Annotated in this window: 21 protein-coding genes and 1 pseudogene; 14 read left to right on the top strand and 8 right to left on the bottom strand. The window is 58.8% G+C overall.

Annotated features, from left to right (window positions below):
• Window positions 1-277 precede the first annotated feature (277 nt).
• On the bottom strand, window positions 278-1,033 hold the full coding sequence (locus QD461_RS27665) for a DeoR/GlpR family DNA-binding transcription regulator (RefSeq protein ID WP_414090463.1): 756 nt from the start codon (window positions 1,031-1,033) through the stop codon (window positions 278-280).
• A gap of 111 nt (window positions 1,034-1,144) precedes the next feature.
• On the opposite strand from QD461_RS27665, the gene QD461_RS27660 reads away from it, so the two are divergent.
• The 4 genes and pseudogenes from QD461_RS27660 (at window position 1,145) to QD461_RS27645 (ending at window position 2,868) form a co-directional block, all read left to right on the top strand.
• A complete protein-coding gene (locus tag QD461_RS27660) occupies window positions 1,145-1,759 on the top strand; it encodes an NUDIX domain-containing protein (RefSeq protein WP_414090449.1) in 615 nt (204 codons plus the stop codon).
• Window positions 1,753-2,110, top strand: a pseudogene (locus QD461_RS27655) (DUF4406 domain-containing protein). Before QD461_RS27660 ends, QD461_RS27655 begins: the two are co-directional and overlap by 7 nt.
• A gap of 202 nt (window positions 2,111-2,312) precedes the next feature.
• Window positions 2,313-2,441: a transposase gene (locus tag QD461_RS27650; RefSeq protein ID WP_414090448.1), complete on the top strand. Its 129-nt coding sequence runs from the start codon at window positions 2,313-2,315 to the stop codon at window positions 2,439-2,441.
• Window positions 2,442-2,577: 136 nt separating this feature from the next.
• Window positions 2,578-2,868, top strand: coding sequence for a transposase (locus QD461_RS27645; RefSeq protein ID WP_414090447.1), 291 nt, complete (start codon window positions 2,578-2,580; stop codon window positions 2,866-2,868).
• A 352-nt stretch (window positions 2,869-3,220) separates the two neighbouring features.
• Here the strand turns inward: QD461_RS27645 and rnk are convergent, their stop codons facing one another.
• The 6 genes from rnk to QD461_RS27615 all read right to left on the bottom strand — a co-directional run bounded on the left by rnk (window position 3,221) and on the right by QD461_RS27615 (window position 9,243).
• Window positions 3,221-3,619 (bottom strand): nucleoside diphosphate kinase regulator, encoded by a 399-nt coding sequence (gene rnk / locus QD461_RS27640; protein ID WP_414090446.1) that lies wholly within the window; start codon window positions 3,617-3,619, stop codon window positions 3,221-3,223.
• A gap of 389 nt (window positions 3,620-4,008) precedes the next feature.
• Window positions 4,009-4,947, bottom strand: coding sequence for a carbohydrate kinase family protein (locus QD461_RS27635; protein WP_414090445.1), 939 nt, complete (start codon window positions 4,945-4,947; stop codon window positions 4,009-4,011).
• Between the two features lie 10 nt (window positions 4,948-4,957).
• Window positions 4,958-6,160, bottom strand: coding sequence for a trans-sulfuration enzyme family protein (locus QD461_RS27630; protein WP_414090444.1), 1,203 nt, complete (start codon window positions 6,158-6,160; stop codon window positions 4,958-4,960).
• A gap of 31 nt (window positions 6,161-6,191) precedes the next feature.
• Window positions 6,192-7,031 (bottom strand): carbohydrate ABC transporter permease, encoded by an 840-nt coding sequence (locus QD461_RS27625; protein WP_414090443.1) that lies wholly within the window; start codon window positions 7,029-7,031, stop codon window positions 6,192-6,194.
• Window positions 7,028-7,918, bottom strand: coding sequence for a carbohydrate ABC transporter permease (locus QD461_RS27620; RefSeq protein ID WP_414090442.1), 891 nt, complete (start codon window positions 7,916-7,918; stop codon window positions 7,028-7,030). The genes QD461_RS27625 and QD461_RS27620 overlap by 4 nt, the downstream gene beginning before the upstream one ends.
• Window positions 7,919-7,992: 74 nt before the next feature.
• Window positions 7,993-9,243 carry an ABC transporter substrate-binding protein gene (locus QD461_RS27615; protein ID WP_414090441.1) on the bottom strand — a complete coding sequence of 417 codons (1,251 nt, stop codon included), beginning with the start codon at window positions 9,241-9,243 and terminating at the stop codon, window positions 7,993-7,995.
• A gap of 150 nt (window positions 9,244-9,393) precedes the next feature.
• Between QD461_RS27615 and QD461_RS27610 the strand changes: the two genes are divergently transcribed.
• The 3 genes from QD461_RS27610 to QD461_RS27600 are packed head-to-tail and all read left to right on the top strand — an operon-like array spanning window position 9,394 to window position 11,422.
• Window positions 9,394-10,248: a MurR/RpiR family transcriptional regulator gene (locus QD461_RS27610; protein ID WP_414090440.1), complete on the top strand. Its 855-nt coding sequence runs from the start codon at window positions 9,394-9,396 to the stop codon at window positions 10,246-10,248.
• A gap of 20 nt (window positions 10,249-10,268) precedes the next feature.
• The gene (locus QD461_RS27605) at window positions 10,269-10,946 is read left to right on the top strand and encodes a phosphoribosylanthranilate isomerase (protein WP_414090439.1); all 678 of its coding nucleotides are present in this window, start codon (window positions 10,269-10,271) and stop codon (window positions 10,944-10,946) included.
• On the top strand, window positions 10,943-11,422 hold the full coding sequence (locus QD461_RS27600) for a c-type cytochrome (RefSeq protein WP_414090438.1): 480 nt from the start codon (window positions 10,943-10,945) through the stop codon (window positions 11,420-11,422). Before QD461_RS27605 ends, QD461_RS27600 begins: the two co-directional genes overlap by 4 nt.
• Before the next feature lie 37 nt (window positions 11,423-11,459).
• On the opposite strand, the gene QD461_RS27595 is transcribed toward QD461_RS27600, so the two are convergent.
• Entirely contained in the window at window positions 11,460-12,164 is a 705-nt protein-coding gene (locus QD461_RS27595; protein ID WP_414090462.1) for a transcriptional regulator NanR, read from the bottom strand.
• A 184-nt stretch (window positions 12,165-12,348) separates the two neighbouring features.
• Here QD461_RS27595 and oiaX point away from each other — a divergent pair, with 184 nt between their 5' ends.
• The 7 genes from oiaX (at window position 12,349) to QD461_RS27560 (ending at window position 20,215) form a co-directional block, all read left to right on the top strand.
• Window positions 12,349-13,608: a 3-oxo-isoapionate-4-phosphate decarboxylase OiaX gene (oiaX, locus tag QD461_RS27590; protein ID WP_414090437.1), complete on the top strand. Its 1,260-nt coding sequence runs from the start codon at window positions 12,349-12,351 to the stop codon at window positions 13,606-13,608.
• A 5-nt stretch (window positions 13,609-13,613) separates the two neighbouring features.
• The gene (locus QD461_RS27585) at window positions 13,614-14,948 is read left to right on the top strand and encodes a four-carbon acid sugar kinase family protein (RefSeq protein WP_414090436.1); all 1,335 of its coding nucleotides are present in this window, start codon (window positions 13,614-13,616) and stop codon (window positions 14,946-14,948) included.
• Between the two features lie 85 nt (window positions 14,949-15,033).
• A complete protein-coding gene (locus QD461_RS27580; protein ID WP_414090435.1) occupies window positions 15,034-15,861 on the top strand; it encodes a phosphogluconate dehydrogenase C-terminal domain-containing protein in 828 nt (275 codons plus the stop codon).
• An 81-nt stretch (window positions 15,862-15,942) separates the two neighbouring features.
• Window positions 15,943-16,884 carry a D-ribose ABC transporter substrate-binding protein gene (locus QD461_RS27575; protein ID WP_414090434.1) on the top strand — a complete coding sequence of 314 codons (942 nt, stop codon included), beginning with the start codon at window positions 15,943-15,945 and terminating at the stop codon, window positions 16,882-16,884.
• A gap of 75 nt (window positions 16,885-16,959) precedes the next feature.
• A complete protein-coding gene (locus tag QD461_RS27570) occupies window positions 16,960-17,604 on the top strand; it encodes a DUF2291 family protein (RefSeq protein ID WP_414090433.1) in 645 nt (214 codons plus the stop codon).
• Window positions 17,601-19,154, top strand: a complete 1,554-nt coding sequence (locus QD461_RS27565; protein WP_414090432.1) for a sugar ABC transporter ATP-binding protein — start codon at window positions 17,601-17,603, stop codon at window positions 19,152-19,154. The genes QD461_RS27570 and QD461_RS27565 overlap by 4 nt, the downstream gene beginning before the upstream one ends.
• Window positions 19,151-20,215, top strand: coding sequence for an ABC transporter permease (locus tag QD461_RS27560; RefSeq protein WP_414090431.1), 1,065 nt, complete (start codon window positions 19,151-19,153; stop codon window positions 20,213-20,215). Before QD461_RS27565 ends, QD461_RS27560 begins: the two co-directional genes overlap by 4 nt.

The following is a 20,215-nucleotide window of genomic DNA, read 5'->3' as shown; positions in this document are numbered from 1 at the left end:
AGCGCCGGTAATACTCGACGGTTGCTCAAACTCTTGTCCTGGGATTGGCTACCCAATGGTGACGATGCGTCGGAAGGCTGCCTCGATCTGGCTGCGGACGTGGGATGAACCTGTCCAAATTTTTGCCCGAGGTTTCCTTCTCCGCTCCCGACGCCCTGACCATTCATATTCATCGGATCCGCGCGATGGCACAGCGGAAGGCCGTGACAGGCGCAGTTGCCTGACCTCACCGACAAACGCCCGATCCCGCTTCAGTGAAACAACGTGATATCGCCCTTCAGCCTTCTACGATGTTGATGGATGCAGATTGGAAGGGTTGCAGCAACTCCGCGGCAAGTCCGGCCTCCGTGACCAGCGTTGCGATCTCTGTCAGAGGCATGATGCTGTAAGGCGACGCCGCCCCGAGCTTTTCACGTGTCGCCAAGACGATTGTTTCCGCCGACTGGTGTGCGATCAACCGTTTGATGGCGGCTTCTTCCCCATCGCCGGTGGTCGCACCCGTTTCGGGGTGAAGGCCAGTCACTCCCATGAAGTAGGCATCAGCACGGACGCGCAAAATCGCCTCGGCGCTGGTGGACCCGACCGTGACGATCGAATGCTTGAAGATTCGTCCCCCGATCATTTCCACGTCCACCAGCGGGTGGCGCGCCAGCTCGACCGCAATGCTCGGACTATGCGTGATGATGGTGGCTTTGAGATCGTAGGGTAGTTGGCGCGCCAGTTGCACGTTTGTCGTGCCGCCATCAAGGAACACAATCTGTCCCTGCTGGATCAAGCGAGCCGCGATCCCGCCGAGCGTGGCCTTGGCAGACGACCCAGCGGCCTCGCGTGATGCAAAATCCGCAACAGCCGGCGAAGCGGGCAGAGCACCTCCATGCACCCTTTGCAGCAGACCTTCACCGGCGAGTTCACGCAGATCGCGACGGATCGTGTCCTCCGAGACGCCCAGTTGCTGACTGAATGCCTTGGCTATCAGGCGGCCATCCCGGCGCAGCACCCGTTGAATGAGCGCCTTACGTTCCGTTGTCAGCATATGTTCTACTCGAATGCATGAAAATTCTTGACTCTGCACGTTATTGCACGAATTGTTGTGCATATCCAGAGCGCGGGCCGGTGCCCCGTTCGTGTGTGTTCGAGGTCCATCATGAGTATTGCCCATCGCATCCGCGTGGAGAACGTCACCATTCTCTCCGACGATTGGTACGTCCTAAGGAAAACAACTTTCTCGTTCCAACGGGCTGACGGGAGCTGGCAGGAGCAGTCGCGAGAAACTTACGATCGGGGAAACGGGGCGACCATCCTTCTCTACGACCCTCATCGGCGCACGGTGATCCTTACCCGCCAATTCCGCTATCCAGCCTTTGTCAACGGATACGACGATCTTCTAATCGAGACCCCGGCAGGGCTTCTCGACAATGCAGAACCCGAAATCCGTATTCGTGCGGAAACGGAGGAAGAAACAGGCTTCCGGGTGCGCGAGGTGCGGCAGGTCTTCGATGCCTTCATGAGTCCCGGTTCGGTGACGGAACGGCTTCACTTCTTCGTCGGAGAGTATGAACCCGCCGACCGCGCTTCGCAGGGCGGTGGGAATAAAGAAGAAGGTGAAGATATCGCGATCCTTGAAGTCAGGATTGATGAAGCTTTGGCGATGATCGACTCCGGCGCAATCCGAGACGGCAAGACGATCATGTTGTTGCAGTACGCCGCCCTCAAGCTCATGCCATCATCAACATCGAATATGGAAATCGAGCGATGCTGATTCAGATCGCAGGTCCCTACCGTTCCGGGACTGAAGACGACGCGGAGAAGATGATGGCTAACCTTCAATGTCTCGAAGAGGTACCATTGCCGCTATCCAAGCGGGGCACGTGCCCATGATCGGAGAATGGATTGCCTTCCCGCCTGGCGTTCGGCAGGCGGAAAGGTGCTCGGTGATGAACTTTACGACCAGATTTTCTATCCAGCGGCTCAACGGTTGTTGCGGCTCTGCGATGCCGTCCTGCACTTACCCGGTCAGTCGAAAGGTGCCGACAACGACGTACGATTGGCGCAAGAACGGGGGCTGCCGGTCTACTATGCGCTGAACGATGTACCCGGAGTCACGACGTAAGTGCGTGACCTTCAAATGTGCGATCCCGTGGTAGGTGTGGCCTTGTCGCAAAAATTCCGAGTTTTGTTCGGCTTGATAGCCTGGCTGCCGCCCCGCCGCAGAATCAGGCGTTCCGCGACAGATATTTTGAAAACAGACATAGGATTTTGCACCTTGCAAAGTGTGAAGGTGAACAAACTGACTTCGAACACCGAGACATGGTATGTGGATTTTACGCTCGGGCGCACGTTGGTGCGACCTGCCGGAACGCTATGGCAAATGGAAGACGGTGCGTAAACGCTTCAGCGTTGGTGTCATGCCGGTATATGGGAACGGGTGTTCGAGGCGCTGAATACAGACCGCAACAACCAGTATCTGATGATCGACAGCACAATCGTTCGTGCCCGTCAGCAAGCACCCTCCGGAAAGGGGGGGCCAAAGGTCAGGCGCTAGGGCGTTCCTGAGGCGGACTGACCACCAAGATCCACATGCTGGTCGATGCCCTTGGCCGACCGCCGCGGTTCATCGTAGTCGCCGGTCAGCTGGGCGACATCACGCAAGCGCCGGCTCTTCTGGAGGGACAGAGCGGCGGTGCGGTGCTGGCAGATAAAGCCTATGACGGCAATGTCTTGCAGGAAACGATTACCAGTATGGGAGCCGAAGCGGTCATCCCGTCGAACCACTTGCGCAAGATCATCGTCCCCCACGACGAAGACATAGGGTTGTCGATGGCGCTGATGGAACTCTGTAGACCAGCGGCGTCGAACGCTCGTCGATAGATCTCACTTGCGCATAGAGATCGCTATCGTTGACCTGAGACTACCTACGGAAGCTGCAATCGATTGCTCTTGAAAGGATCAGAACCGATGGAACCAATATTGCAAATTCCCGCAGCGACAGATTCCGAGCCAAGAACTTGGCTTGGCTTGAATGACCGCTAGGGTTCGTGAACGCACTGGTGCACAGTGCCGGAACACGGGCGGGAAAGCAAATGCGGGCCGCAGCAGGATAGCGCTGTAGTCGAGAGACCATCTCATAACGACGTAGAGCATAACGTGGCTTTGGGAGAGTGCAGCGCGAGGCGTCGACATTTCGCGCGGCACTCGACGTTCACAACTCTGTCGAGCGCAATCAGCGCGCAACGTCAATGATCGACAGGATGCGGACATGCCCGTCGCGCGCAATCCAGTTGATCGTCTGGCCCTTCGATAAGCCCAGCAACGCCACCCCGATAGGGGTGAGGATCGAGACCTTGTTCTCTTCGATGTCTGCTTCGCCAGGATAAACGAGGGTGACGGTCCGGGCTTCGCCGTTTGAGGTCGTGTAAGTTGCGGTCGACCCCATTTGGACGGTCTGACGCACCGCGGACTCATCGACCATGACTGACGCGCGTTCCAGCTCAGCCATCAACTCATCTCCGACTACAGACTCTCTATCCATCGAAGCCTGCGCCAAAGCGATTAATCTTGTATAGTCGGCGCTTCTCACAATGATGGGCGGCTTGCCGACCGCATTTGCAGTGTCGTTCACGCGAACTCTCCTGTAGCCAAGTGTTTCAACTCTTGGCGGATGAAATCTATTGGTGGTTGAGTCGCGCAAAAGAACAAAACGCTGTCGCTCCCGCCTCCCGGGGCGCGACAGCGACCGGGAACGGGCTAATGTCCTGCCAGGGGACACATACGATACAGCACGTCGAGTACGTTTTTGCTCATCTTGGTAGCATCGCTTTCGCCTGCATCCATGTCAAGCGATAGCTGTTCTCGCAGCAGTTCGGTGTCGAATTGCGACTGCGGGCCAGGCGAACACTTGACTGGCGGTTCGGGATACCACCGCAAGCAACGTGCCATCGGTGCGGGGTTGGATGCCGTATGATCGAGAGCATTTCGCCTTTGTCGTCCTGTGACCCCAATTTTCCGGGACTATCGAGCGCCGGTCATCAGATTGAGGACTTCATCCAGACTAGGCATCGCCTGCCCCGCACCCTTGCGGGTCACAGCAACGGCGCCGAAGGCGTTGGCAAGTCGGCAACAATAGGCGGCGCTAAGCCCAGTTATGCGCCCATGAATGTGTCCGGCGGCAAAGGCATCGCCAGCGCCAACCGTGTCGACCACCTCGACAGGAAACCAAGGGGCGCTATCGCCGGTATTCGCCTGGCGCAGCAGGGAATCCGTCCCATGCCCCTTGATCGCCACCCGCTTAACCCCCTGCTCCAACAATGCGGCAACCAGGCTGTCCAGAGTTGCATCTCTCGGCCGCCCCAGAAGCTGCGGCAGATCGCCATCGGCGAGCAGGATTGTGTCCAGTTTCGACAATAGCGGCCGGAGCGCATCTGCCAAAGCAGCAACAACGCCGCCTGGAACATCAAGTGTGATCGGTATCCCTCGCTGCTCGGCAATGTCGATCGCGCGCAACGCCGCTCCCGCCTGCCGCGGCTGCAGGAATGCGTAGCCGGACAGATGCAGCAGCGCCGCACCGGCAAGTGCTGCCTCATCTATCATATCGTCCGACAATTGCGCATTCGCGCCGCGATAGGCGAACATGGTACGCTCGCCCGTCGCGCTAACAGCGACCACGTTCAGTTGTGTCGGCTCGGCCGGGTCTTGGCCGATCCAAAGGGTCGAGACCCCGGCTTTCTGCAATTCGGAAAGCGCCTGCCTTCCCCACGCATCCTGACCGACACACCCAATCAAGCGGCATTCGTGCCCGGCGCGTGCAAGCGCGATCGCCGTGTTCGTCGCCGAGCCGCCGATCGCCACCGTCTGACCGGTCGCGATCGCCTCGCCGCCCTCGCCCGGATAGGCGGGAATGTCGAGGACGAGATCGATATTGATATCGCCCAAAAGGGCAACCACTGCCATTCCATTCGCCTCAAAGATCGATAAGCATTTGCTCGATGGCCTGATCGACATCCGCGATGATGTCGTCGATATGCTCAATACCAACAGAGAACCGCACCAGACCGTCGACCACGCCCATAGCTTCGCGCTCCTGGCTTGGAATGTCGAGGAAGGCCATGGTGGCGGGAACCTGCGTGGTGGTGCGCAGTCCACCGAGGCTGGCTGCAAAGGAGCAGAGCTTCAGTCGCTTGAGCAGGCGAACGCCGGCTTCTTCGTTATCCACCTGGAAGGACAGCATTGCGCCGCCGCCGCGCAGCTGCTCGCTTGCCGATGCATAGTTCGGATGCGACGGCAGGCCTGGATAGAAGACGCGCTTGACGCGCGGATGCGCTTCCAGATGCTTGGCAAGTGCCAGCGCATTGGCGCACTGCTTCTCAAGGCGCAGCGCCAGCGTCTGTGCACCGCGCAAAAGGAGCCATGCATTGAAAGGTGAAAGTGGCGCGCCGAGCTTGTTCAGCGTGTTCCAGCGTACATCTTCCAGCCAGTCATTCGGCAGGATTTCGGATTTCAGGGTAATGACGCCACCGACAGCGTCGTTGTGGCCGCCGATGAACTTGGTGGCGCTTTCGACGACGACATCGACGCCGAAATCATGCGGACGGCAAACCGCGGGCGACGCAAAGGTGTTGTCGCAGATCACAACGATGCCGCGGCTATGGGCGAGTTCCACCAGCTTACGCAGTGGCGGCACCTTCATCGTCGGATTGGCGATCGCCTCGACATAGAGAACTTTCGTTTCCTCCGTCAGCGCGTTCTCGACGGCACGCACGTCCGTGCAATCGACAAGCGTAACCTTAAGGCCGAAGTCCTGAGCGCGGTGATCGAAAAACTCATGCGTGCTCGAATAGGTCGTCAGATCCGCGACGATGTGGTCGCCGGCCTTCAGGATGCCGAACAGCGCGTGCGAGATCGCCGCCATACCGGAGGCCGTCGCAAGGCAGGCGGTGCCGCCGGTCAACTTCGCTATGTGCTCCTCAAGCTTGTATTCGGTGGGATTGCCGCAGCGGGAATAGATGTTCACTTCCTTGCGCGCGCCGGCCACGATCTGGTCGTAAATGTCGCCGCCATACTGAAAATTCGCAGACATATAGATCGGATAGCTGATCGATTGCGAATGTTCTTCCGGCTCGTAGAAGACGGCTTGGCTGGCGAAATCGAGATTTTTGGAAGACATGGCATTTCTCCTGGAAAATCGGACCTGTGGGTCATTCTTTCACGGCGCCTCCGACGAGGGCGGCCGTGATCTGGCGTTCAAAGAAAATGAAGAGAACGAGCGGTGCCACCGCGGCGATCAGGATCGCTGCAAGCATGACCGGGTAGTTGGTAATGTGCTCTCCGACGAAATCGGTAAGGCCGACGGGCAACGTCTTGCGAGAGGGGTTGTTGATGAAGACCATCGGGAACAGGAAATCGTTCCAGACCCAGATCATGTTGACGATGCCGGCCGTGAACATGGCCGGTCGGGCAATCGGCAGCGCGATCTTGTAGAAGATGCGCCATTCGGACGCGCCGTCGACGCGACTTGCGTCGAAGAGCTCACGCGGCAGCGTGCTGAAGAACGCCTGCATGATGAAGATTGAAACGGGTATGTTGAAAGCGGCAGTCGGGAGAATGACACCCAGATGTGTGTCCAACAGGCCGACACCACGCAGCATGACAACGAGCGGGACCAGCGCAACATAGGCTGGGATCGCCATCGCAGCGGTCAGCGACAGCTCCAGCACCGGCATCCAGCGCGGTCGGTAGATCGCCAGCGCATAGCCAGCAAGCGTCGAGGCAAATACCGTAATCAATGTCGCGCCGACCATGATGATCAATGAATTGACTGCATAGCCACCAAGCGCGCCGCCGCTCCAGGCACCGATATAGGCATCGAAATTCAAGTTTGTCGGCAGCGACCAGACTGAGCGCATGAATTCTTTGTTGGTCTTAAAGGTGCTGTAGATCATCCAGATGAAAGGAAAGATGACCAGCAACACATGCAGCGTCAGGACGACAAGCACGATACTGTGCGTGAGGCTCCAGCGGCGGACAGCGGTGGTCATGCGTCCCCCTTGCGCTTGAGGAACCGGAAAACGATCCAGGCGGCAAGCGCAGTCAGCACCATCTGCACAAAGCCGATCGTGGCCGCATAGCCCATCTGGAAGCTGCTGAAGCCCATCTTGTAGAGGTAGGTGGAGACCACTTCGCTGGCGTGGCTCGGACCGCCATTGGTCAACACGAACACCAGGGAAAACGTCTTGAGCGAGCCGATGATCGCAAGCAATGAATTGGCGCGGACGGCATCCCAGACCATAGGAATGGTGATGGAGAAAAACTTGCGGAAATCGCCGGCGCCGTCAATCTCGGCCGCCTCGTAGACGCTTTCAGGCACGCTGCGCACCGCTGAGGTGAACAACAGTACGTAGAGGCCGAGATAGGTAAAGCTCATGACGACGACCACAGCGGTGAAAGCCGTGTCGGATTCGCCAAGCCATCCACGCTTCAGGCTATCGAGACCGGCGAGCTTGAAGGCGGCATTTACCAGCCCAAAATAGGGATTGTACATGAAGCGCCAAAGAAGGCCGATGCAGATCTCGCTCACCATGACAGGCACGAGATAGAAGAACAGAAAGATGCGGCCGAAAGCGGGAACAATGCGCACGAGGCAATAGGCGATCGCCAGCGCCAGGAACACCTGAAAGACAATCGCCGACAACGCAATGAGAAGATTGCGCCCAAGCGACGACCAGAAGACTGAGTCCAATGCAAGGCGCAGGATATTTCCGGCACCGACGAAAATCGGAGCCGAGGCGCCGTCCCATTGGAACAACGAGAGCCAGCCGGCATAGGCGACCGGATAGGCGACGAAAACGCAAATGAGCAATAGGGCTGGCGAAAGGAACAGAAGTGCCGCCCGATTGTGTGTTTTTGCTAGGCCGTCAGTGCTCATAATCTTGCCGGTTTTGGGACTTGCCTTAAGGCCGCCGCTTATGCGGCGGCCCTTTGATTTGAGGACACCGAGCGTTATTTGCTGGTCTTCAGCGCGTCCTCGAGACGCTTTGCAGCATCTGCGGGCGCGACGGAGCCATCGAGAACACCCTGCAAGGACGTATAATAGGTGTTGGTCGCAGCCGGAGGCATGGCCGTATCGTAGAAGGAGTCGAGATGGCCGGCCGCGCTGACCAGGCCGTTGCTGATGGCGTAGAGCACCGGACCGGCAGCAGCTTCCGTGGTCGCGCCCTTGACGGTCACCATCGTCTTGCGCAGCTCGACATACTTGGTCATCACCTCTTTCGAGGTGAGGAACTTCAAGAGCGTTACGGCATCAGCCTTGTCTTCGGCCTTCTGCGAGATTCCGAAGGAAGCTGCAACGCCGGCAAGAACATCGGATTGATCGCCCGCACCGCCTTGAACGGAGGGAAAGGCGAAGGACGCAAGTTCAAAGCCCTCGGGCGCATCGGCGGAGGCACCGATCTGCCATGTGCCATTCAGCATCATCGCGGCCTGGCCGTTCAGGAACAGCATGTTGGCCTCCTGGTCGCTCATGCCGTTGAAGCCGGTCGGGAAATACTGCTTCTTGGCGATCTCTGCGACCTTCTCGAACGCCTTCTCACCTTCGGGACCAAAGGTCGCCTTGGCATCGCCGTTGACGAAGGATGCCACCACGCCCGAGCCCTTCAGGCGCATTTCCAGATACTGGAACCAGAAAGTAGCCGGCCAGGAATCCTTGTTGCCGAGAGCAAAGGGCACTTCGCCGTCGGCCTTGATCTTTTCGGCCAAGGCCATCAGCTCTTCATCGGTCTTGGGAACCGCCCAGCCCTTTTGAGCAAACAACGCCTTGTTATACCAGAAGACGACGGAGTCGACGTCGACAGGCACTGCATAGGTATGACCGTCCTTGCTCGTTTGAGCGATGGCACTTTCGAGGAAGCTCTGGCGCCAGGCATTCTGGGCGAGATCCTGATCCAGCGCGTACATCTGCCCGCCCTTGACGAAGGCGTTCAAAAAGCCGCCAGGCAAGGTGTAAAACACGTCAGGGGGATTGCCCGATGCCATCGCCGTATTCAGCTTGGTCTTGTAGGCAGATTGTTCTGCGGCAACGACATCCAGCTTGATGTCCGAATGCTTCTTGGCGAATTCACCGAGCGCGAAATTGATGAAATCGACCTTGTCCTGCTGGCCCGCATAAGCATGCCAGAACGTCAGCTGGCCGGCCATTGCTGGAACTGCGCCGAGCACTAGAGCCGCTCCCATGAGAAGACTTTTCAGCTTCATTGTATCCTCCTCACCCTCCTCAAAAATCTACGCAGCCCCTCCGCTACGTCATGCAGTGATGCCACAACAAAATTATGTTGTCTATAGTGACACCACAACATCAGCATGCTAGCTTTTGAATCGACAGCGTCCGCCAGCGAAAGAATCGTCATGACCGTTGACCTGCGTGGTCCAGTGAACTCAGCCAGCAGCCGGCTGCGAAGCGTTCTGCCGAAATTATCGGAATCGGAACGGCGCGTAGCGCTTTGGGTCCTGGAAAATGTCGATGCCACCATTCGCCATTCGATGTCGGCGATCGCCCAGGCAACCGATGTTAGCGATACGACGGTACTGCGCATGTGCCGCACCGCCGGTTTCGAGGGATTTACGGATCTCAAACTGGCGCTGGCGCAGGAACCTCGCGATACGCGGGATGGGGCCGGCAACGAGCCCGAAGCCAGTGATCTCCAGGCCGCCGCTCGCCTGTTTCGTGCCGTCGCACAGGCCATCAGCGATACGCAAGGCGTGTTGAACGAGGCGACGTTTACGAAGGCGCTCGATCTGATCGCTGGCGCACGACATATCCTCGTCGGCGGCGTTGGCGGCTCCGGTATCGTCGCACAGGCATTCTATCAGCGCTGCATCCGGCTTGGATTGCGATGCGATGCGCCGGTCGATTCACAATTGCAGATCATGCATTCGGCACTTCTGGGGCCGGAAGACCTGGTCGTGGTCATCTCCTATTCCGGCATTACCAGCGACCCCGTGCTTATCCTTCAGGAAGCCAAGGCCAGAGGCGCTGCGACCCTTTGCATCACCGGCAACAGCGCCTCGCCGCTTGCAAGATTAGCGGATGTGGTCCTTGTCAGCGTCTCTCATGAGCAGGGCAGCGAGCCGATGGCGGCGCAGATTGCCCAGATGACACTCATCGATGCGCTCTATTCCGCTCTTGTCGCCCGGAATACCGAGCGTGCCCAACTCACCGAAGAGCGCATGGTCAACGCCATACTTCCAAAATCAATCTAGCCATTAAAGCAGGTAGTTCCGTGAAAGTTCAAATCTATACGATGCAGACCGTTTCCGAAGCACTGGCCGCGGCCGCGGCGGGCGTCGACTATCTTGGCGTGACGCCGTCCAATCGCGGCCTGCCGGGTGAAATCAGTTTCAATACAGCCCGTCAGATCATCGATGCATTGAAAGGCAAGGCGGAGCGTGTTGCATTGTCTGTCGAAAGCGATCTCGATCTGATCGCCGATATGGTTGCGGCCGTGCGTCCTGACGTCCTACACCTTTGCGGCGACATCAGACTGGTAACGCCGCGGCATGTACAGCAATTGCGCGAAAGGCTGCTCGCCCTATATCCCCGCCTGAAGATTCTGCAGGCTATTCCCATGACGGGGCCGGAGGCACTTGATCATGCTGCAGCCTTCGAACCCTATTCCGATTCCTTCATTCTTGATTCCGTTGCGGCTCATATCGACGGCATCGGCGCCGCCGGCGTCACCCATGACTGGTCTCTGAGCCGGGAAATCGTCAAGCGAAGCAAGCTGCCCGTCATCCTTGCCGGCGGCCTTGGACCCGACAATGTCAAAGCAGCGATCGCCGCCGTGCAGCCATGGGCCGTGGACTCGCTCACACATACCAACAAGCCTTTGCCCGAGGGCGGCTTCCGCAAGGACATCAATAAGATCGCCGCATTTGTCGAGGCTGCGAAGGCTCGTTGATCAAACAAAGTGCAGCGACGGGTTTACAGCCACATCGGTTCAAATCGCTCGTCAATATCTGGATGCTGTTGAAACCCCAGAAGCGGAGGCGAGACTGGTTGAGATGCGGCTGGTACATGTTGCTCGGGCTGGCCTTTTTGGCGTTTGTGTCTTCAGCAATGGCTGAAGACATCGCCCACGGAGCGCGTGTGTTTCGGCTCTGTGCGTCATGCCATTCTGTCGATTCCGAGACCAATCGCTTTGGGCCGTTTTTGAAGGGTGTCGTCGGCCGCCGCGCGGCGGCAGTTCCGAACTACCGGTATTCGGAGGCGATGATGAAGGCGGCTGCCGATGGCCTTTCCTGGGACGAGAAGACCTTGGCCGAATATTTGTACGGTCCGAAATCGAAGGTCCCGGGCACCACCATGCGCTTCGGTGGGTTGTGGACCGCGTCTGAGATTGAGGACGTCATCGCCTATTTAAGAGCGAATCCATGAGTGCGCCTTCTTGCCCGAAAGCAGGCTGGGGCCGATATCACTTTGAATAGAGCGAACGCGAGCGCTCCAGATGTTTCAGCATCGCCTGTTCGGCCTCGTCGGCATCGTTTTCCGCCAGACACGCGAGGATTTCCTCATGCTCGACCAGCGTGAGCTTCTCCTTACCAGTCCAGATCAGCATGTCCGTATGATATGTCTTCAGCCACGCCAACATGGCTTCGCTGACGGCAGTGAAAATCGGATTCCCGGAAATCTGGGCAATGCGCGTGTGAAACTGCATATCAGCGGAAATGAAGCCGTCGGCATCGCCAAGCGATGCACGCTGCCGCTCGATAATCTCGTGGAGTTCATCGACATCTTTGCGCGTCGCCCGCAGCGCCGCCTCGCGCGCCATCCCGCGCTCGAAGAAAATGCGTGCGCTCTTTAGCTGCTCGAGTGAATCCGACGACTGCGACAGCATGATCTTTGCTGTCAGATCGACCTGTCGGAAAATCGATTTTGCCGTGAGTTGAAGGACTTTCGCGCGCTCGCCATGCGAAATATTGACGAGACCCATCTTCGCAAGGGCCTGCATGGCCTCACGAATGGCGGGGCGTCCGACGCCGAAGCGTTCCATCAGAACGCGCTCGGACGGCATCTCGTCGCCCGGCTTCAGTTCTCCCGATGTGATCAACCGCTCAAGCCGGTCAAATACCTCATCCGATAGCTTTCGACGTACGATTTGCTCAACTGGCTCGCCCATGGCCCCCCGCTTTCTCAAAGCTTCCTCTCCCTTATGCATTTTTGATGCCGCGACGGAAGCCCATTCGAAAGCTGTTCCAAAATGCCGGCAAAAAAACCATTGCGGAAATTGGAATACTCATTATACCAGATTACCAGTTGACGCCATGTGAAAAATCATCGGCCAAAGGAGTATTCGGTCTCTTATGAGCATCATCATCACCTATCGTATCGAAACGCCGGGCAACCTCGAGGCAATGGCCCGTAAGATCGCCAGCGATCAGTCGACCGGTACCTTCGTCGCCGTTCCCGGCGAAACGGAAGAGCTGAAGGCACGCGTGGCAGCCCGCGTTACGGCGATCCGTCCCCTGCCCGATAAAAAGCACCCAACCTGGCCAGAACTTCGCGATGGAGAAGGCCCTATCCACAGGGCCGATGTCGACATCGCCTTTCCGCTGGATGCGATCGGGACCGACCTTTCCGCGCTCATGACGATTGCGATCGGCCGCGTCTTTTCGATCAAGGGCATGACCGGCATCCGCATCGTCGACATGACGCTACCCGCGGCCTTCCGAGACGCCCATCCCGGCCCGCAGTTTGGCGTTGCCGGCAGTCTGCGTCTCACTGGCGTCAATGGGCGGCCGATTATCGGCACTATCGTCAAGCCGGCGCTCGGCCTGCGGCCGGCGGAAACGGCAGCGCTTGTCGGCGAATTGATCAGCTCCGGCGTCGATTTCATCAAGGACGACGAAAAGCTGATGAGCCCAGCGTACTCGCCGCTCAAGGAGCGCGTCGAGGCCATCATGCCTTTAATCCTCGATCACGAGCAGAAGACGGGCAAGAAGGTGATGTATGCCTTCGGCATTTCGCATGCCGATCCTGATGAGATGATGCGCAATCACGATCTGGTGCTGAAGGCTGGCGGCAATTGCGCCGTCGTCAATATCAATTCGATCGGCTTCGGTGGCATGAGTTTCCTGCGTAAGAGGTCAGGACTGGTCCTGCATGCCCATCGCAACGGCTGGGATGTGCTGACCCGCCATCCCGGCGCCGGCATGGATTTCAAGGTCTACCAGCAGTTCTGGCGCCTTCTCGGCGTCGATCAGTTTCAGATCAACGGCATCAGGGTCAAATACTGGGAGCCGGACGACAGTTTCGTCGAGTCCTTCAAGGCCATCAGCACGCCGCTCTTTGATCCATCCGACTGCCCGCTTCCCGTTGCAGGCTCCGGCCAATGGGGCGGCCAAGCGCCTGAGACCTATCAGCGCACAGGCAGAACCACGGATCTTCTCTATCTCTGCGGCGGCGGCATCGTCAGCCATCCTTTCGGGCCTGCTGCCGGCGTTCGCGCCATTCAGCAGGCCTGGCAGGCAGCGGTATCCGACATTCCGCTCGCCGACTATGCCAGGAACCATCCGGAACTCGCCGCCTCGATTGCGAAATTCAGTGACGGCAAGGACGCCTGAGAGCAATGTCCAAACTTCTTCTCAGCTATTACGGCGACGATTTTACTGGCTCGACTGACGTCATGGAGGCCCTTGCCTCCAATGGCGTGCCGACTGCCCTCTTCCTTGGCATTCCAAGCAAGGCCATGCTGGAGCGGTTCAAGGACTGCCGCGCCATCGGCATTGCCGGCACCAGCCGCAGCGAAACACCGCAATGGATGGACGAGCATCTGACGCCCCAATTCAAATGGCTTCGGAGCCTTGATGCGGCCATCTGCCACTACAAGGTCTGCTCGACCTTCGACTCCAGCCCCGGGGTCGGGAGCATCGGCAAAGCGATCGAGATCAGCAAGGCACTTTTCGCGCAATCCGTCGTGCCCGTCATCGTCGGGGCGCCCCAGCTGAAGCGCTACACCGCCTTCGGCCACCTCTTTGCGGGCTATCACGGCCGAGTGTTCCGGATCGACCGGCATCCCGTCATGAGCCGCCATCCCGTCACACCGATGGATGAGGCGGATCTGGTCGTGCATCTGAGCAAGCAAACATCTCTTCAGATCAGCCTGGCCGACCTCATCACGATCCGCGGGGCCGATGCCGACGAGCGGATCGATCAACTGGCGGCAGCCGGCGAAACCATCCTGCTGCTTGACGTCGACAGTCCGGAAACGCAGGCCGCAGCCGGTCATCAGCTTTGGCGTCTTGCGAGCAAAGGCAGCGCTTTAGTCGCCGGCTCGTCGGGTGTCGAATATGCCCTTCTCAACGCTTGGCGCGCCGGAGGACTAATCGGCGAGAAACTTGATTTCGCAACCCCGGGCGAGGTCGATCGCCTAGCGGTCGTCTCCGGCAGCGTGTCACCGACGACGGAGCGGCAAATCCGTCACGCCATGGCTGAAGGCTTCGACAGCGTAGATCTCGATCCGTTGGCGCTTGTCGGCGAGCGTGCCGTGCAGACACTGGACGCAGCCGTCGCGACAGGCGTGGCCAGTCTGAAGACTGGACGCAGCGTCATTCTTCACACGGCACTCGGCCCCTCGGCCGATCGCGGCGGCGACATCGACCGCATACCCGGCGCTCGTCACCTCCTCGGTCAGGCGCTGGGGACGATCCTGCGGCGATTGATCGAGCAGGAAAACCTCGGTCGCGCCGTGATTGCCGGCGGTGACACGTCGAGCCACGCTCTGAAAGAACTCCGTGTCGAAGCGCTGACGACACTTCTTCCGTTGCCGCAAACACCGGGATCGCCACTCTGCACCGCCCATGGCAGCTACGCGCCTACCAACGGCCTCCAGATCGCATTGAAGGGCGGGCAGGTCGGGACCGACCACTATTTCGCGCAAATCCGGGCCGGCAGGGCATCCTAGCCTCGCCGCGTCAATCCAATGGCATACTCATTGACTCATCATACCACTTGCGCTACCACAATCTGAAAGTGAACGAGGTACCAATATGACTGCAATTGCTCTTTTCGGCGCCGGCGGCAAAATGGGCTATCGGCTCGCCAAGAACCTGAAAGGCTCGCGCTTCGACGTGCGCCATGTCGAGGTCAGCGATGCCGGCAAGGCTCGTTTGAAACATGATCTTTCCATCGATTGCGTGCCAATCGAGCCGGCACTCGACGGTGCCGAGGTCGTCATCCTGGCAGTGCCGGATACCGCGATCGGCAAGGTTGCCGCCGGCATCGTCGACAAGCTCAAGCCGGGCACCATGGTCGTCGCGCTCGACGCCGCCGCGCCCTTTGCCGGCCATTTGCCACAGCGCGAAGATCTAACATATTTCGTCACGCATCCGTGCCATCCGCCGATCTTCAACGACGAGACCGAAATACAGGCAAAGAAGGACCATTTCGGTGGCCTGTTTGCCAAACAGCATATCGTTTCGGCACTGATGCAGGGACCGGAGAGCGCCTATGATCTCGGCGAGGAAATCGCGAAAGTCATCTGGGCACCCGTCATGCGGTCGCACCGCGTCACCGTCGAGCAGATGGCGATGCTGGAGCCAGGCCTTTCCGAAACCGTTTGCGCCTCGCTGCTGGTCATTATGCGTCAGGCCATGGACGAGTGCATCACCCGTGGCGTTCCAGCAGAAGCTGCCCGCGACTTCCTGCTCGGCCATATGAACGTGCTTGGCGCCGTCATCTTCAAGGAAGTTGATGGGGTATTTTCCGATGCCTGCAACAAGGCCATCGAATTCGGCATTCCTGCCCTGATGCGCGACGACTGGAAAAGGGTCTTCGAACCGCAGGAAATCGCCGAGAGCATCCGTCGCATCACCTGATCGACGTCCCCGGGGAGGGCACCGCCCTCCCCCTTGCCGCCCTGCCGGGAACAGGGCCTGTTTCATAACTGGGAGGAGACCATGAAACTGACGCGTAAACTGACACTTGCAGCTTTTGCCGGTGTGCTTGCTCTGGGAACGGCAATGCCGGCTTTTTCGGCCGATCTGATCGCAATCATCACGCCGGCCCACGATAATCCGTTCTTCAAGGCCGAGGCGGTCGGCGCGGAAGCGAAGGCGAAAGAGCTGGGCTATGAAGCGCTCGTGATGACCCATGACGACGATGCCAACAAGCAGTCGCAAGTCATCGACACGGCAATCGGGCGCGGTGCCAAGGCCATCATTCTCGACAATGCCGGCGCAGATGCGACCGTCGCCGCCGTCAAGAAGGCCAAGGATGCAGGCATCCCCTCCTTCCTTATCGACCGTGAAATCAACGCCACCGGCGTTGCGGCGGCTCAGATCGTTTCCAACAACTATCAGGGTGCCCAGCTTGGTGCTCAGGAATTCGTCAAACTGATGGGCGAGAAGGGCAATTACGTCGAGCTTGTTGGCAAGGAATCCGACACCAATGCCGGCATCCGTTCTCAGGGCTATCACGACGTCATCAATGATTTTCCGGACCTGAAACTCGTCGCCAAGCAGTCGGCAAACTGGAGCCAGACCGAGGCATACGCCAAGATGGAAACCATTCTCCAGGCAAATCCGGATATCAAGGGAGTGATCTCGGGCAACGACACGATGGCGATGGGTGCGATTGCCGCACTTCAGGCAGCCGGTCGCAAGGATGTTATCGTTGTCGGCTTCGACGGTTCGAACGACGTGCGCGATTCCATCAAGGCGGGCGGCATCAAGGCAACCGTGCTCCAGCCAGCCTACGCCCAGGCACAGATGGCCGTGCAGCAGGCCGATGCGTACATCAAGAACAAAACCGTGCCGAAGGAGGAGAAGCAATTGATGGATTGCATTCTCATCAACACCGGCAATGCCGACAAGCTCGAAACCTTCGCGCTCAAGAACTAGCGGCAACCCATGCAGCGGCGGAGAGCGTGCAGCACGCTCTCCGCATTGTTTCATCGAGAAATTGAGGTGCATTGCATGGCGAGGATCGTAGGGGTGATTGTGGCCATCATGCTGGTCACAGCACTACCCGGATGCAAGATCGTCAAGACGCCCACGGCCGAAGAAAAGGCTGCTACAGAGGCGAAGAACGCTTTCGATCCAACGGCGCGGGTCGACGCCATCTGGCAGTCGCAGGCGGTACCGGATCTTGATAGGCGCGCCGGCGACCTGAAGACAGTGCAGCAATTGGCGGTCGCAAGCCTGGATGAGGCCGGAGCCAAATTCGGCAACCCGCGCAAGCAATCCGGCTCGCCGTGGACCTTTGCCGTTAAACTAAGTGGCAAGATCGTCGCGGTCGACACCGCATCCCGCGCTGCGACGGTGGATGTGGATGTCGATGGCGACGGCAAGCCCGACGCCAAGGTCCAGATCGGACCTGCCATCCGTGGAACGGCAATTCGCGATGCCCTGGATTTCGTCGATTTCAACAGTTTCAAGAACCAGATCGAGTGGGCACAGTTCGGCAAGGCTTTCAATGAGAAGGTTAATACGTCCTTTCTTGCCGCCCTGCCGCGTGACGGTCTCGTCGGCAAGTCGATCAATGTGACAGGCGCGTTCCCGCAGCCTGCCTCGGGGCAGTTGCCGCTGATAACGCCTTCAGCTCTGACTTTGGGCCAATGACGATGAGCACCACATCCGGCAACGACATTATCTTGCGCCTGGAAGAGGTCTCCAAGGTCTATTCCGGCATCGTCGCGGTGAAGCGCGCCAATCTCGAGCTCCGTCGCGGTTCCGTCAATGTTCTGGTCGGCGAAAACGGCGCCGGCAAGTCGACGTTGATGAAGATCATAGCGGGTGTCGAGCGCCCGACGTCCGGTCGCATCCTGCTGAAGAGCCAGGAGGTGTCTTTCAGCAGCCCGGCCGATGCCCAGGCATGCGGCATCGGCATGATTTTCCAGGAGCTCAACCTTTTCGCCAACATGTCCGTCGCCGAGAACATGTTCGCGACGCGCGAAATCACGCGAGGCATTCTCGGCATCGATCACAAGGCTCAGATCGACAGGGCAAACGGTTTTCTGGGGAAGCTCGACGCCGACATCAGCGCCGAGACCATGGTCGAGGATCTTCCCATCGGGCAGCAGCAGCTGGTCGAGATCGCCAAGGCAATTTCACTTGATGCCCGCATTTTGATCATGGACGAACCGACATCAGCCCTTTCGGCAGCCGAGGTCGATATTCTCTTCAAGGTCATTGCCGAGCTGAAGGCACAGGGCGTTGCGATCGTCTATATCTCGCACCGGTTGGAAGAGCTCATGCGCATCGGCGACTACATCACCGTTTTGCGCGACGGGCAGATCACAGGCCAGGCCATGGTTCGCAACATCGACACACAGTGGATCGTCCGCTCGATGATCGGTTCCGATGCAAAGGATTTTGCCAAGTCCGACAAGCACACCATCGGGAACGAAGCCTTTCGTGCCGAGGACATCAGCCTGCCGAGACGCACCGGCGGCCTTGCAGTCGATCATGTCTCGCTCTCCGTGCGCGCCGGCGAAATCCTTGGCATATACGGCCTGATGGGTGCCGGGCGCAGCGAGTTCTTCGAATGCGTGATGGGCCGGCATCCGCATTCGACCGGACGGATTTTCATCGAGGGTGAGGAGGTTCGCGCCCGCGACACCACGCGACGCATCCGCAAGGGGCTCGCCCTGATCCCCGAAGATCGCCAGCGCGAAGGATTAGTGCAGGTCTTGTCGATCGCCAGCAATCTGACGCTTGCGAGTCTCAGTCGCTTCGCCCGCCTCTTCGTTCACATCGATGCAGCCGCTGAAAAGACCACCATTCGCGACATGATCCGCGATCTCGCGATCAAGGCGCCTAATCCGGATTTCGAGGTCACTTCCATGTCGGGCGGCAACCAGCAGAAGGTGGTCATTGGTAAGGCTTTGATGACGGACCCTAAGGTCCTCTTGATGGATGAACCGAGCCGCGGCATCGATGTCGGCGCCAAGGCGGATGTCTTCCGCACCATGCGCCGGCTCGCCAGCGGCGGCCTGGCAATCTTGTTTTCAACATCGGACCTTGAAGAGGTCATGGCCCTTTCGGACCGCATCGCCGTACTCAGCAACGGCAAGCTCGTGACAATTTTCGACAGAAGCGAAGCCACCGAAGAGGCCATCATCGCAGCATCGGCCAAGGGACACGGACATACAGGGAAACTCGCATCATGACGGCAGACACATCCTCCGCCTTTGCGGCCAATCGCTCGAACGGCTCCGTCCTCCTGACGTTGATGAAGCTCAGGACCTTCATTGCGCTCTTTGCGGTGATCGCCTTCTTTGCGATCTTCGCGCCGAACTTCACCTCGGCCGCCAACATCATCCTGATGTCGAAACACGTGGCGCTCAACGCCTTTCTCGCCATGGGCATGACCTTCGTAATCGTGACCGGCGGCATTGACCTCTCCGTGGGTTCGATCGTCGGACTTTGCGGCATGGTGGCCGGTGCCCTTATTCTCAACGGCGTCGAATTGCCGATCGGCTATACCGTCTACTTCAACATCTACGAGATCATTCTCACCACCCTTGCCGTCGGGTTGCTGATCGGGCTCATCAACGGTCTGCTCATCACCAAGCTCAACGTCGCCCCCTTCATCGCCACGCTCGGAACGCTCTATGTCGCCCGCGGCCTGGCGCTCCTGTCTTCCGACGGCCAGACCTTTCCGAACCTGGTCGGGCGGCCGGAATATGACACGACCGGTTTCGACGTGTTCGGCGCCGGACGCTTGTTTGGCCTTCCGGTTTCGATCTGGATCCTCATCGTTCTGGCGCTGATCGCCGCCTATGTTGCCCGATCGACGCCGATCGGCCGGCACATCTTCGCCGTTGGCGGAAACGAGCGCGCCGCGCGCATGTCCGGCATTCGCGTCGATGTGGTCAAGATTTTCGTCTATATGTTTTCCGGCCTATGTGCTGCCATCGTCGGCATCGTCATTTCGTCAGAGCTGATGGCGGCGCATCCTGCAACGGGTGAAAGTTTCGAACTGAATGCGATTGCAGCAGCCGTGCTTGGCGGCACCTCCATGTCGGGCGGTCGCGGCACCATAGGCGGCACTATCATCGGCGCCTTCGTTATCGGCATCCTTTCCGACGGCCTGGTGATGATGGGCGTGTCATCCTTCTGGCAGATGGTCATCAAGGGGCTGGTCATCATCATCGCTGTTGTCGTGGACCAGGCGCAGCGACGCCTCCAGCAGCGCGTCACTCTCATGCAAATGGCAAAGGCAGGTTGA

It is taken from the genome of Rhizobium sp. BR 314, assembly GCF_047445805.1.
Taxonomy (GTDB): domain Bacteria; phylum Pseudomonadota; class Alphaproteobacteria; order Rhizobiales; family Rhizobiaceae; genus Rhizobium; species Rhizobium lusitanum_B.
This window is presented reverse-complemented; position numbering and strand designations above follow the sequence as displayed.